The following is a 13,626-nucleotide window of genomic DNA, read 5'->3' on the forward strand; positions in this document are numbered from 1 at the left end:
TTCAGAATTCGCCGAGCACACTGAAGACAGTGCGCCCGGTGTGACTGCCGCCCTGGATGGTCGCGAGGACCTCGGCCGCCTCGGTGACAGGAGCGACGTGCGTCAGCGTCGAAAGGTGTTGCGGGCGCAGCTCGTTGCCGAGGCGGGTCCACAGTTCGCGACGCTTCTCGATCGGGACGTAGGCCGAGTCGATGCCGAGCAATGCGACGCTGCGCAGGATGAACGGCATGACCGTGGTCGGCAGGCCGGAGCCGCCGGTCAGGCCGCTCACCGCGACCGCGCCGCCGTAGCCGATGGCGCTGAGAATGTAGGCGAGCGACTTGCCGCCGACGCTGTCGACGGCGCCTGCCCAGCGCGCCTTGGCCAGCGGCCGCGGCTTGGCGTCCGGGTCCTCGGGCAGCCTGCCGATCACCTCGTTGGCGCCGAGCTCGGCGAGCAGGTCGCCCGCGTCGGTCTTGCCGGTGGAGGCGATGACCTCGAAGCCGAGGCCGGACAGGATGTCGACGCTCACGCTGCCGACGCCGCCGGTCGCGCCGGTGACCAGCACCGCGCCCGTGTCCGGGGTGAGTCCCCGGTCGAGCAGGGACTGCACGCTCAGCCCGGCGGTGAAGCCAGCGGTGCCGAGTGCCGCGGCGTCGCGCGGGCTGAGTCCGTCGAGCTTGACCACCCAGTCCGCAGGCACCCTGGCGTACTCGGCGAAACCGCCGTTGTGCGAAACGCCGATGTCGTAGCCGTGCGCCACCACGAGGTCACCGGGGGCGAAATCGTCGTCCTCGGAGGAGACCACCTCGCCGGTGATGTCGATACCCGGGATGATCGGGTACTTGCGGACCACTCCGCCACCCGCGGTGATTGCCAGCCCGTCCTTGAAGTTCGCGCTGGAGAAGTGCACCTTGATCGTCACGTCACCAGGCCCGAGGAAGTCTTCGCCCACCTCCTGTTTGGTGAGAACGATCCCGCCGTCCGATTCATGCGCCACCATCGCCCTGAACTCCATGCGGACGAGCATACGAGCGTCGACGCTCCGCCGGGCGGATCCGCGGGGGAGGCGAGGCGAACTATTCGGGGACGAGTTCGAGGCGAACGCCGAGCAGCCGAACTGGTCGGTCCAGCTCGAACCTGTCGATGATGCGGAGCGCGGTTTCGCTGATCTCGGCGGGATCGATCGTCGGCGCTGACAGCTTTTCCTGCTTGCTTCGGGTGTAGAAGGTGTTGGTGCGCACGGTGACCGAGACTCTGGTGCCGACCCGGCCCGCCTCGGCCATCTCCTCGGCGACCTCGGTGGCGAGGCGGGCCACCTGGGCGCGGATGTCGGCGCGCTCGGTGAGGTCGTGTGGGAAGGTCTCGGACTTGCTGCGGCCCACCGGGACTCGGGGTTCGGTGGTCACGTCGGTGTCGCCCTTGCCGTGCCCGAGGACCCAGAGGTAGGGGCCGGTGTTCGGGCCGAACTCGGCGGCGAGGCGATGCCGGTCGGCCGCCATCAGGTCGGCGACGGTGTCGATGCCGAGGTCGGCGAGGCGGGCGGCGATCCGGGATCCGATGCCCCACAAGGCATTTGTCGGCCGGTGCGCCATCACCTCGGTCCAGTTCGCCGCGGTGAGCCGGAAGATGCCTGCGGCTGCGCCCGCGTCGGTGGGCTGGGCGGCGGCGGACTTGCCGATCGACTTGGCGAAGCCGGTGGCGAGTTTGGCGGTGAGCTTGTTGTCGCCGATGCCGATCGCGCAGGTGAGATCCAATTTCTCGATGGCGCTGCGGATTTCGCGGGCCAATGCCTCCGGGTCGTCGGTATCGGTGGCCAGGAACGCCTCGTCCCAGCCCCACACCTCCACCCGCCCGGGGAAGGTTCGCAGCAGCGCCATCACCTCGTCGGACGCCTCCTCGTAGGTGGTCATGTCCAGCGGCAGGAAAACACCTTCCGGGCATTTGCGCTGAGCGCTGTGCAAGGCCATGCCCGCCCGGACTCCGAACGCCCGCGCCGGGTAGGACGCGCAGGTGACCACCTTGCGCGGCTCGGTCGGATCGCCGTTGCCGCCGACGATGACCGGCAGGCCGCGCAGCTCCGGATGCCGACGGAACTCCACCGCGGCCTGGAACTGATCGAGATCGACATGCAACAGCCATCTGGCCATGTGTCCGTCATACCGCACCGGGGTGACAGGTGCGCATTTCCGCGCCGATATCCGTCTGCGAGAGCACGACCTCGCACAGTCCAGAACCACCAACGAGGATCCCCGGCTACCACGGCCCCCGCCCGAACCAAACCTCGGGCGACGGCTCAGCATATTTGGTGTCTTTTCTGAGGAAGGGAGTCAATCTGTCGATGCTCGAAATCTGGACGGCATCGGTCACCGCGCCCCAGGACCCGGTGGCCGGGTCCTTGGTCAGCGGGTCCTTCGGAGGTGGCCAGAACGAGTACACCTCAGGAGACCCGTCATCGCTCATGCGCCCGGTCGCCACCACTACATGGTTGCCGTTCCCCCACATGACCACATCGCCGCGCTGTGGTTGCGGACCGGCGGGATCTCCGGGAACGTAACGCCGCTTCCCATGCGGAAGGAGTTCCCGCGCCATGTCATCTGCCCAATTCTTCGGCCAGCCAACCCACCACCTCCGCCGGTGCTTGGAAACTGGCTCATAAAGTCTGTGCAGCTGAGCGTGAGTAACCACGCCCACCACGACTCCGACTCGCCCTATCATTTCCCAGCAATTCATCGCAGAGTCCGGGTGCAGGGCTGGCAGCGGTCCTTCGGTCGGCGACGTTATCCAAGCCTCGAATTCCCGCCGCGGCACCTCCGCCGAATGAAAGTTCGCCCATCGTGCTCGGGCGCCCGAGTGGTGCAATCTGTCGAGCTCGTCCGCGACGAGCAGGGGTGCGTCTGACTGCTCGGGAGCGTGTGTTCCGTGGCCAATGCGCGCCGCCGGACCGATCTTGTCCAACTCGGATACGAACTGCGCGTCTTTGTGTTCGACCCGTTTAAGGCCGTCCCGTATCGCGTTCGGAACTTCGTGGTATTTTTCGCTGATTCGCGGCTCGGCTTTGTCGACGATCGCGGCGGTCAGGCGCTTGGTTACCTGGAACATTTTCGCGATGATTTCGCGGCCGCCAGTCCCGCTCATCGAGATTCCTGTCGCAGTGGCCGGGGAAACTATCGGTGCGCACTGTAGCCGTGAAATAGCGCCGGGAGGTGTCGCGCTGTCCGCACCAGTGGGGAGCCGTCTGGCTCGGGGCCGCACGCGATCCAGCAGCATCTTGTGCTGGTCAGAGAACAGAATTATATTCTGGATGTGAAGATTCGAGATCGGTTGCTGATGGCGGCCGAGCGGCAGTTCGCGGAACGCGGGGCGTTGGACGCGACGCTCGCGCAGATCCGCGAGGCCGCGGGTGCCAGCGTCGGCGCCCTCTACCACCACTTTCCGGACAAGGCGGATCTGTATCGGCAGGTATGGGAGCACGCACTCGCGGACTACCAACGGCATTTCTGGGCAGTCGTCGGCGACAGCGCCGACGCACACGAAGGGGTCACCGCCGGTGTCCGCGAACACTTGCGCTGGATCGCCGAAAACCAATACCGGGCACAGGTACTCACCTCCGCCAGGCCGCCGGGAGTGCGGGAGAGCGACAGCAACCGCGAATTCATGCGCAACGTCGCGCGCTGGTGGCGCATGCACGCCGGCTACGGGGCAGTGCGCGATCTCAGCCTCGACCTGGTGTACGCGCTGTGGCTCGGGCCTGCGCAGGAGTACTCGCGGCAGTGGTTGAGCGGCGACATGCTCGCCTCGCCGAGCGTTGTCGCCGACGAACTCGCCGACGCCGCGTGGTCGACGCTGTCCGCGTCTCGAACGACAGGAAACTCGTGAACGCCACCACCATCGACCGCGACCTCGCCGAAAAGGTCCTCGCCGCACAGCCTTTCGCCACGCTGGTCGGCACCGAGATCGCCGAGTTCGGCGCCGACTGCGTGACACTGGCGATCCCGATCCGCCCCGAGCTCGGGCAGCAGTTCGGCCTCGTGCACGGCGGCGTGCTCGCCTACGCGGCCGACAACGCGCTCACCTTCGCCGCGGGCACCGCGCTCGGCGCGAACGTGCTCACCAGTGGCTTCACCATTACGTATCTGCGTCCGGCCGCGGGTATTCGGCTGCGGGCCGAGGCCACGGTCAGCGGGGCGACCCGCCGCCAAGCCGTGGTCCGCTGCGACATCTATGCCGAGCGCGCCGACGGCACGTCGGTGCTGTGTGCGGTGGCGCAGGGTACTGCACGTACCGTCGACCGCGAACTCGGCGGCAACGGCGCGAAGTAGGAGCCACCCGGGCACGAGGGGTTGCCCGGGTCAGGCGTCCACTGTTGCGTCATCGGAAGTCCGCACATCACTGGGCGATCCGCCGGTCACGGCCCGAAGTGTGGTCGCAAGCGTCGACGGCGCCAGTCCTTCGTCGGACCGTGCCGCGACGAACCCGTCCGGCCGCACCAACAAGGCACCGCCCTCGGAAAGGCCGGTGTGGTCCGCCCATTCGGCGATCGGAAGCGCGTGCACGGTGATGTCGATCCCGGTGTCCCACTGCGCCGCTGAGACCGCATCCCGCCAGGCCGCCGACGCGCCGGTGACCAGCAGCGCGAAGCCGGGTCCGCAGAGATCCAGTGTCGAGATCCGCTGCGCGCGATCGATCCACGTGTGCGGCACCCGTGTGCCGACCTGGCCGGTCAATCGCTCCACATGCGGCGTGCTCGCGCCACCCGCCACCGCGGCCGAGGCGTATCGGTACTTGGTCATCACCGTGCCGACATCGATGCGACGCGCGAGATCCGCGGCGTTGTCCGGAGTTTCGACGCCGTAGCGGGTGTCGAAATCGGTGCCGAGGCGGGCCTGCTCGGCACCGACGATCGCCTGTGGTCGCCGCTCCAGCTGGTAGCTGTCGAGCAGCGCAGGACCGGCGGTGCCGGACAGCACCGTCGCCAGTTTCCAGATCAGGTTGTGCGCGTCGGCGATTCCGGTGTTGGCGCCGAAGCCGCCCCACGGCGCGTGACTGTGCGCGGCGTCGCCTGCCAGGAAGATCCGGCCGCGACGGTACTCGTCCGCGACGAATACCCCGGTGTCCCAAGCGCTTCGCTCCACCACGTCGACCGCGACACCGGCCACGCCGATCGCGGCCCGCACCAGCTCGGCACAGCGCTCAGCGGGATAGTCGGCGAAAGATTCTGCGGCAGGATCGTATTCGAGGTGGAACGACCACTCGTCGGTGTTGTTCTTCGACAGCACAAGACAGCGCACGTCGTCGTTGCTGATCTCGCACTGACTGAAGGTGCGACCGTTCAGCACCCCGGTCAGGTCGGCCCTGACGAAAACATTGATGTAGTGGTGGGTCGGCGGCAGCGCCCACCCGGTGATGCCGAGCGCCTCCCGCAGCGGGCTGCCCGCACCGTCGGCCGCGATCACATAGTCGGCCCGGATGGTTGCGCTGCCGCCCGCCTGATCGCGCACAGTGGCGGTGACGCCGGTGTCGTCGGCCTCGAATTCCCGCAGTTCGACACCGAACCGCAGGTCGCCGCCGCGTTCCACGGCCACCTCGACGAGCAGCGGCTCGAGCAACACCTGTGGCAGGAAGCAGAAGCCCGACGGGCTCGGTTCGGCATTCGTCAGCTCGCTGCGGAGCCGACCGAGGTCGAGGTATTCGGCGTCGACCAGCGTGGCGCCCCGGCTGGCACCGCCGAACCGGCCCGACTTCAACACCGTCTCGGCCGCACGCTGCAGCCTGGCGTCGATGCCGATCTGCCGGAACAACTCGACGGTCCTGGTGTGCACACCACGGGAACGCGGCAGCACCGAAGGCCGGGTCCGCTTCTCGACGAGCACGAACGCGACGCCGTGGTATTCGAGGAACAGTGCGGCCGACAGTCCGACCAGGCCACCGCCGACGATGAGAACGGGAACTTGCTGGGTCGAGGTCATGTTCCGATCCTGTGCGTCCCCGCTTGCACCGGCCTTGCACGACGATTACAAGCACACAGAAATGCCGAAAGGCCGGGCACCCGTAGGTACCCGGCCCTTGTCGAGCAGGTCAGGCCGTGGCCGCGAAGGCCGGGCCGTCCAACGCCGGTTCGGCGACCGGCTCGATGGCGTAGGCCAAGATCTCGGCCACGTCACCAACGGGACGCACATCCAGGGCGGCAAGCACCTCGGCAGGGACGTCGTCCAGGTCCGGCTCGTTGCGGGCCGGGATGAACACCGTCTTCAACCCGGCGCGCTGCGCGGCGAGCAGCTTCTGCTTCACGCCGCCGATCGGCAACACCCGACCGTTGAGGGTGACCTCGCCGGTCATGCCGACATCGGCACGCACCTGCCTGCCCAGTGCCAGCGACACCAGCGCGGTGACCATGGTCACGCCCGCCGACGGCCCGTCCTTCGGGACCGCGCCCGCCGGGAAGTGCACGTGGATATTGCGATCGAGCACCGACGCCTCGATGCCGATCTCCTCCAGGTGCGAGCGCACGTAGGTCAGCGCGATCTGCGCGGACTCCTTCATGACGTCGCCGAGCTGACCGGTCAGCGTCAGCGAGCGCTCACCCTCCGCGCCGTTGGCCTCGATGTAGAGGACATCGCCGCCGAGTCCGGTGACCGCGAGACCGGTCGCCACACCCGGCACGGCGGTGCGTTCCACCGAGTCAGGGGTGAAGCGGGGACGGCCCAGGAAGTCCTTCAGATCACCGAAATCGATGGTGAGGGACTTGCTCTCGGTGCCGGAATCCACTGGCGCCGCAGCACTCTCCGACTTGACCAGCGCGTCGTAGCCGAGGTCGGGGTCGTAGCCGAGATTCGCCACCACCGCGTCGAATTCGTCTGCTGTCGAGACGTTTCCGCCCTCGGACAGGCGAGTCGCCGCCTTGCGCAACGCCTTTGCGATCAGGCGCTCCATCTGCCGCACCCCGGCCTCCCGGGTGTAGTTCGCGGCGATCTCACGCAACGCCGCGTCGGTGACGGTCACCTCGTCGGCGGTCAACGCGTTGCGTTCCAGCTGCCTCGGCACCAGGAAGTCGCGAGCGATGGCGACCTTGTCGTCCTCGGTGTAGCCGTCGACGGTGATCAATTCCATCCGGTCCAGCAGCGGGCCGGGGATGGTCTCCATCACGTTCGCGGTGGCGATGAACAGCACATCCGACAGGTCGAGATCCAGATCCAGGTAGTGGTCGCGGAACGTGTGGTTCTGCGCCGGATCGAGCACCTCGAGCAGCGCGGCCGCGGGATCGCCGCGGAAATCCGAGCCGACTTTGTCGATCTCGTCCAGCAGGACAACGGGATTCATCGAACCCGCCTCCTTGATGGCGCGGACGATCCGGCCGGGCAGCGCGCCGACATAGGTACGCCGGTGACCACGGATCTCGGCCTCGTCGCGCACGCCGCCGAGGGCGACCCGGACGAACTTGCGGCCCATGGCGCGCGCCACCGACTCACCGAGCGAGGTCTTGCCGACGCCGGGCGGACCGACCAGCGCGAGCACCGCGCCGGAGCCGCGGCCGCCGACCACCTCGAGGCCACGCGCGGCCCGCCGGGACCGCACCGCCAGGTACTCGACCATGCGGTCCTTCACCTCGTCCAAGCCGTGGTGATCGGCGTCGAGCACCGCGCGCGCCGCCGAAACATCGGTGCTGTCGGTGGTTTTCACCGTCCAGGGCAGTTCGAGCACGGTGTCGAGCCAGGTCCGGATCCAGCCGGATTCCGGGCTCTGATCGCTGGCCCGCTCCAACCGGCCGACCTCGCGCAGCGCCTCCTCGCGCACCTTCTCCGGCAGATCGGCCTGCTCGATCCTGGTGCGGTAGTCGTCGGCGCCGTCCGGCTCGTCCTCGCCGAGTTCCTTGCGAATCGCGTTGAGCTGCTGGCGCAGCAGGAACTCGCGCTGGCTCTTCTCCAGGCCCTCGCGCACGTCGTCGCTGATCTTCTCGGTGACCTCGGCCTCCGCGATGTGGTCCTTGGTCCACTCGATCAGGGTCTGCAGCCGCTGGACGACGTCGGGGGTTTCGAGCAGTTCTCGCTTCTGCTCGTTCGACAGGTACGGGGCATACCCCGCAGTGTCGGCGATCGCCGACGGATCGGTCAGCTGGTTGACCGCATCGATGATCTGCCAGGCCTCGCGGCGCTGCAGCACCGAGACGACAAGCTTCTTGTATTCGGCGGCAAGCTCTTTCGTCCTGCCGTCCGCCGCGGGTGTCTCGACCGGCTCGGCCTCCACCCACAGGGCGGCGCCGGGGCCGGTGACCCCGTGGCCGATCTTGGCGCGCCGCTCGGCCTTCAGCACGGCCGCCGGTGCGCCGCCGCGCATCCGTCCGACCTGTTCGATGGTGGCGACCACGCCGTAGGAGGCATAGCCCTCGGTCAGCCGCGGCGCGAGCAGCACGGCCTCGGTCTTCGCGGCGCGCGCGGCGTCGATGGCGGCCTGCGCCGATTCGTCCAGTTCGATGGGCACGACCATGCCCGGCAGCACGATCGGATCGGTCAGGAACAGCACCGGCAAGTTCTGAGGTGTAGTCACGAGTTCGACCCTTCCAAAAGTTGAGCGATACCAACTCAACCCCACCCCCACCTGCTTTGTTCCGCATCCACCCACCGTTCGCTGAGGGCGAAGAAGTTGACCTTCATCGACGGTGCCGACGAGTCGAAGGGCCGCTACTCGGTGATGACGTAGCTGCCGTGGATGGGGAGGTCTGGGCTGGGGTTCCATCCCTGGAGGAAGTAGGACCAGCCGAGCCAGACGCCGGGGGCGATCTGGCGGAACTCGTGGTAGCTGATCGGGACACCGACGAAGTCGGCGGAGAAGTCGATGGTCCAGGACGGTTTGTTGTCGGCGTAGGAGCGGCCGGGGACGACCGGCCCGCCGGTGTCTTGGCCGCCGACGCGGTAGTTCTTGTAGCACCAGTCCCGTTTGCCGGGGCCGGGGGCGAAGGTCAGGGAGTCGCCGAGAACGCCTTCCGATGCCGCCCACGCCCGGCCGAAGGGGTAGGGGATGGGCGCTCCGAGGACGTGGACTGCGGGCAGGACCCAGAAACGTTGGCGGCCCTGCGGTCGTTCGCCCGGTGCCGCAGCGAGAAAGAGCGCGTCTGCCTGTGCGGTTGTGCAGTGGAACCGCAACGAGTCGACCGTGACGGCGGGGTTGGCGCGGTCTATGACGCACCGGCCGTCGGCCTGCAACGCGCCGGCAGCCGAAGAGCCCGCGCCGGATTCATCAGCACCCGCGGCGGGCGCCACCGCCAGGCAGGCCACGGTGGCCAGCAATATGACGGCAAGTGCACGTATCCGCTTGACCATGGCCCTACCTCGTTCGACAGCTGAGTTACTTCCGTATGGCAGTGACACGGTACTGCGAACTTCGCCTGATCAGATACAGCGATCTCGTGACGAACACCACGTTCTGCGCACGGAATCAGACAGACGCACTGTGCGCCGAGCTACTGAATAGTTACGCCAGAACTCAGCGGGCGCGTTCTACTCGGGCTTCGGTCCATACCGGCGTTTCGCTCTCGTAGACGTTGCCGTCGGAGCCGAAAACGAGAAAGCGGTCGAAGGCCTTGGCGAACCAGCGGTCGTGGGTGACCGCGATGACGGTGCCCGCGAATTCGGCCAGTGCCTGTTCCAGCGCGTCGGCGGAGTGCAGGTCGAGGTTGTCGGTGGGTTCGTCGAGCAGGAGCATGGTGACGCCGGAGAGCTCGAGTAGCAGGATCTGCAGGCGGGCCTGCTGGCCGCCGGAGAGATCGTCGTAGCGCTGCTCGGCGGCGCGGGCCAAGCCGTAACGGTCGAGGACGCGGCTCGCCGCCTCCCGGCCCATGCCGTCGCGGTGCTCGTTGCCCAGATGCAGGATTTCCAGCAGTGTGTTGCCGGAAAGGTCTGGGCGCGAATGGGTTTGGGCGAAGTAGCCGGGCCGGACGCGGGCGCCGAGGGTCGCGGTGCCGGTGTGCGGCACGGGGGCGAGGTCGAGCGCCTGGATGGGACGATGTTCGGTGTCCGGGTCGGTGCCACCCGCCGCGAGTAGACGCAGGAAGTGCGACTTGCCTGAGCCGTTGGAGCCGAGGACCGCGAGGCGGTCGCCGTACCAGATCTCGGTGGTGAAGGGACGCATCAAACCAGTGAGCTCGAGGTCGGTGCAGACCAGGGCGCGCTTGCCGGTGCGGCCACCGTGCAGGCGCACAGACACGTTCTGCCGCAACGGAACTGCTTCCGGCGGACCTGCCTCTTCGAACTTCGCGAGCCTGGTTTGGGCCGCCTGATAGCGGGCCGCGACGCCGTCGTTGAACTTCGCCTTCTCCCGCAGCCGCAAGACCAGCGCACGCAGTTTGACCCGCTCTTCGTCCCAGCGTTTGCGCAGTTCTTCCAGCCGCGCGTTGCGATCGTCGCGCGCCTGGTGATAGGTCGCGAACCCGCCGCCGTGCACCCAGGACATCGCACCGCTCGCACCGGGTTCGAGGGTGACGATGCGCCCGGCCGCGTTGGCGATCAGTTCCCGATCGTGGCTGACGAACAGCACCGACTTCGGCGAGGCGCTGATCGTGCGTTCCAGCCACTGTTTTCCCGGCACGTCGAGGTAGTTGTCCGGCTCGTCGAGCAGCAGCAGCTCGTCGGGCCCGGCGAACAAGGCCTCGAGCACGAGCCGCTTCTGTTCGCCGCCGCTCATCGTGTGCACCGCCCGCCACTTCGCCCGGTCGAACGAAATGCCAAGGGCCGCAGTGGTCACCGTGTCCCAGAACGACTCGATCTCGTACCCGCCGATATCGCCCCAGTCCGAAAGGGCCTGCGCGTACACCAGCTGGGTGCGCTCCTCGTCCTGCTCGATGAGCGCGTTCTCGGCGGCGTCGAGCGCCGCGGCGGCCTGCTGGATGGCGGGCGGGGCGACGGAGAGCAGTAGATCCCGGACCGTCGAATCGTCGCGCACCTGACCGATGAACTGCCGCATCACTCCCAGCGACCCCGACCGCGTGACCGCGCCTTCGTCGGCGGCGGCATCACCGGCGATGATCCGGACCAGGGTGGTTTTGCCGGTGCCGTTCGGCCCGACGAGGGCGGCCTTGACCCCGTCACCGATGCGAAAGCTCACCCCGTTGAGCAGCTGACGCCCGTCGGGGAGGAAGTAGTCGACATCGGTGACATCTATGTGCGCCATTGTTCCCAGACAACAGCAGCGATACCGCCGCTGCAACTCGGTTTCGTGGCCGTGTGGCCTGCCCTGCCGGAGCGGGCAGGCGACCGCCGCCGCCCGCTCAGGATTCGCGCGGCGCGAAATGCATTGCGGTGATGCCACATTCGAAAGGAGTCGCGGCCACCTGGCGCAGCGGCGTGTAGGCGCCCGCGGCGAACACGGGAATGCCTGCGCCGATGGCGACGGGATTGACGAAGAGGTGGAGTTCGTCGATGAGGTTCGCCGCGATCAGCGAGGTGACCAGGGTGCTGCCGCCGTAGACGATCAGGTCACCGCCGGGCTCGGCCTTGAGCTTCTTGATCGTTTCGGCAATGTCGCCGTTGGCGACGGTGGCGTTCGCCCATGGGGATTCGGTGAGGCTCTCGGAGATGACGACCTTCGGGGTGTTGATCATCCAGTCGATCGTCTTGTCGTCTTCGTGCTCGGGGCGCGACTCCCAGACCGGGATGAATCCCTCGGCCAGCTTGCGGCCGAGCACGATCGTGTCCACATCGGCGGTCATCGCGGCGATGTAGTTGCCGACGTCCGGCGACCAGTTGAACGACATCCAATCCATTTCGCCCGCCGGGCCACCCATGTAGCCGTCGACGGTGGTCTGGACCTGGAGCAGGAGCTTGCGCATGAGGTGTTCCTTTCGAGGGGGCGGTTGATTCTCAGCCGCCGTTCTTGGTGTGAGTTCACTCTGCTCGACCCGGTTTACGGATTGTTTACGGTCTTTTGCGCAGCGGCCGCGTTCCGTCGGGATCCGCGCGGTCTCCTTTATCGTGGAGCCGGCTGCACCGCTGGTCGGTGGCAGTTTCTCGGTAGGGGAGCGCCAACGAGTGAGCACGCCGAGGGAGCACAGGCATGAGCATGCCGAGCCGCACGGAGTGGAAGCCGGCCGTCCTGGTCCTTGCGGTGGTCGGTGCGCTGATCGCGGTCCCGTCGGCGCTCGCCGCGCTCGTGCCGACCAGGGAGACGCCGGTCGCGCCGGGCACCGAGATCGTGTTGACCGCGCCGGGCGTTGCGCCCGACTCGGTCAGCTTCGCCGGCGTCGCAGGCTGGCAACGCCGTCCGACGGGGGACGACAGCACCGCGGTGCTCGGCGCGCCCGATGGTTCCCGGCTGGTGGTGAGCGTGCTCGACGGCGTGACGGACTTTCCCGGCGCCGCCGCGTGGCGACTGAAAGTGCTTGGCGTGCAAGGCTTCGACGCCTACTTCGACGGTGGTGAGATCAAGACGCCGAACGGATTCGGCGGACCGACCTGCCGGGGCGCCGCGCAGGCCGGGGTGTGCGCCATCGTCGGCAACGACAACCTGGCGGTGACGCTGGTGCTCGCGGGCGACGACGCGACGCTGCCCGAACTCATGCCGATCCTCGACACGCTGCGGGTGCGGTGATGATCCAGCCGAAATCGCCGCTGTTCTGGGTGTATTGCCTGGTCACCACGTTCGGGCTGGCAGCGCTCGTCGTTCAGATCGCCCCGGTCGCGGCGCTGACCTGGCGCGACATCCTGGCCGGGCTGCCCTTCACCCTCGCGACCTTCGCCGTCTTCGGTGGACTGCTGTGTCAGCTGGACCGACTCCGCGCGCGAGCACCGATTCGGGGCCCACTCGTCATGGGATTCCTGTGGGGCGCATTGGCCGGACCCGGAATTGCCATGTACGCCAACGATCACAACATGCGGGTCATCCAGAACCTGGCAGGCGACGCGTTCGCCGGCGACTGGCAGGCGCCGATCTCCGCGGCGATCGTGGAGGAGGCGGTGAAAGGCATCGGCGTCTTCGCGGTCGCTTGGCTCGCCAAGCCGCTGCTGAATCGGCCGATGCACGGCCTGTTGCTCGGCGGCTGCACCGGCCTCGGTTTCCAGGTCGTCGAGGACGTCACCTATGAGGCCAACGCCGGATTGCTTTCCGCACAGGATGATTCGTCTAACGCGGTCCTCGTCGGGATCCTGCGACTGCTGACCGGCATCACCTCGCACTGGCTGCTCACCGCGCTCGCCGGGATCGGCATCGTGCTGGCGACGACCCGCTCGGACTGGTCGCGCAAGCGGCGCGCCCAAGTGTTCGCCGTGTTCTATTTACTCGGCGCCGCACTGCATTTCGGCTGGGACGCGCCGAGCCCGGCGAGTATCCCGGTCGGCTCGATCTTCGCGCGCACGCTGCTGTACGTCCTGATCTTCGCCGTGGTCTACGGGTGGGTGGTGCAGACCGAACGGCACTGGTTCCGCGCCGTGGTCGCCTGGGCGGTGGCGCGCGGTATCGCACCCGCGGGCGAGCTGAGCACGTTGATCTCGCACCGGAGCAGACGGCGGGCCCGCGCGGCGGAGCGGCTGGACGGTCCGCGCAATCGGCGTGATCAACGGCGACGACAGCGGGTACTGCTCGACTGGGTGCAGGAGGCAGGCGCCCGCTCGGGTATCCGCTATCCGCCGTGACGCTCGGTGATCACCTGGCTGGGTCCTC

At 67.8% G+C, this 13,626-nt stretch carries 12 protein-coding genes; 4 read left to right on the forward strand and 8 right to left on the reverse strand.

Going from position 1 to position 13,626, the window contains the following annotated elements; all coding sequences use genetic code 11:
- Position 1 precedes the first annotated feature (1 nt).
- From ACGFNJ_RS04180 to ACGFNJ_RS04190, 3 genes are all read right to left on the reverse strand, one after another.
- A complete protein-coding gene (locus ACGFNJ_RS04180; protein WP_393443148.1) occupies positions 2-997 on the reverse strand; it encodes an oxidoreductase in 996 nt (331 codons plus the stop codon).
- Positions 998-1,058: 61 nt separating this feature from the next.
- Positions 1,059-2,129, reverse strand: coding sequence for a DNA polymerase IV (locus ACGFNJ_RS04185; protein WP_393443150.1), 1,071 nt, complete (start codon positions 2,127-2,129; stop codon positions 1,059-1,061).
- Positions 2,130-2,235: 106 nt separating this feature from the next.
- The gene (locus tag ACGFNJ_RS04190; protein ID WP_393443152.1) at positions 2,236-3,117 is read right to left on the reverse strand and encodes a hypothetical protein; all 882 of its coding nucleotides are present in this window, start codon (positions 3,115-3,117) and stop codon (positions 2,236-2,238) included.
- Positions 3,118-3,285: 168 nt separating this feature from the next.
- Here ACGFNJ_RS04190 and ACGFNJ_RS04195 point away from each other — a divergent pair, with 168 nt between their 5' ends.
- Both ACGFNJ_RS04195 and ACGFNJ_RS04200 read left to right on the forward strand, forming a co-directional pair.
- Positions 3,286-3,858 (forward strand): TetR/AcrR family transcriptional regulator, encoded by a 573-nt coding sequence (locus ACGFNJ_RS04195; protein WP_393443154.1) that lies wholly within the window; start codon positions 3,286-3,288, stop codon positions 3,856-3,858.
- On the forward strand, positions 3,855-4,301 hold the full coding sequence (locus tag ACGFNJ_RS04200; RefSeq protein ID WP_393443156.1) for a PaaI family thioesterase: 447 nt from the start codon (positions 3,855-3,857) through the stop codon (positions 4,299-4,301). Before ACGFNJ_RS04195 ends, ACGFNJ_RS04200 begins: the two co-directional genes overlap by 4 nt.
- A gap of 30 nt (positions 4,302-4,331) precedes the next feature.
- On the opposite strand, the gene ACGFNJ_RS04205 is transcribed toward ACGFNJ_RS04200, so the two are convergent.
- The 5 genes from ACGFNJ_RS04205 to ACGFNJ_RS04225 all read right to left on the reverse strand — a co-directional run bounded on the left by ACGFNJ_RS04205 (position 4,332) and on the right by ACGFNJ_RS04225 (position 11,800).
- A complete protein-coding gene (locus ACGFNJ_RS04205; RefSeq protein WP_393443158.1) occupies positions 4,332-5,948 on the reverse strand; it encodes an FAD-dependent monooxygenase in 1,617 nt (538 codons plus the stop codon).
- A gap of 109 nt (positions 5,949-6,057) precedes the next feature.
- The gene (gene lon / locus ACGFNJ_RS04210) at positions 6,058-8,463 is read right to left on the reverse strand and encodes an endopeptidase La (RefSeq protein WP_393443755.1); all 2,406 of its coding nucleotides are present in this window, start codon (positions 8,461-8,463) and stop codon (positions 6,058-6,060) included.
- 194 nt (positions 8,464-8,657) lie between these two features.
- Positions 8,658-9,296, reverse strand: a complete 639-nt coding sequence (locus tag ACGFNJ_RS04215) for a hypothetical protein (protein WP_393443160.1) — start codon at positions 9,294-9,296, stop codon at positions 8,658-8,660.
- Between the two features lie 163 nt (positions 9,297-9,459).
- On the reverse strand, positions 9,460-11,142 hold the full coding sequence (locus ACGFNJ_RS04220; RefSeq protein ID WP_393443162.1) for an ATP-binding cassette domain-containing protein: 1,683 nt from the start codon (positions 11,140-11,142) through the stop codon (positions 9,460-9,462).
- Between the two features lie 97 nt (positions 11,143-11,239).
- A complete protein-coding gene (locus ACGFNJ_RS04225; protein WP_393443164.1) occupies positions 11,240-11,800 on the reverse strand; it encodes a dihydrofolate reductase family protein in 561 nt (186 codons plus the stop codon).
- Between the two features lie 224 nt (positions 11,801-12,024).
- Between ACGFNJ_RS04225 and ACGFNJ_RS04230 the strand changes: the two genes are divergently transcribed.
- Both ACGFNJ_RS04230 and ACGFNJ_RS04235 read left to right on the forward strand, forming a co-directional pair.
- Complete coding sequence (locus ACGFNJ_RS04230; protein WP_393443166.1) at positions 12,025-12,558, forward strand: hypothetical protein; 534 nt, start codon at positions 12,025-12,027, stop codon at positions 12,556-12,558.
- Positions 12,558-13,598, forward strand: coding sequence for a PrsW family intramembrane metalloprotease (locus tag ACGFNJ_RS04235; protein ID WP_393443168.1), 1,041 nt, complete (start codon positions 12,558-12,560; stop codon positions 13,596-13,598). The genes ACGFNJ_RS04230 and ACGFNJ_RS04235 overlap by 1 nt, the downstream gene beginning before the upstream one ends.
- Positions 13,599-13,626 lie beyond the last annotated feature (28 nt).

It is taken from the genome of Nocardia sp. NPDC049149, from assembly GCF_043197455.1.
GTDB lineage: Bacteria > Actinomycetota > Actinomycetes > Mycobacteriales > Mycobacteriaceae > Nocardia.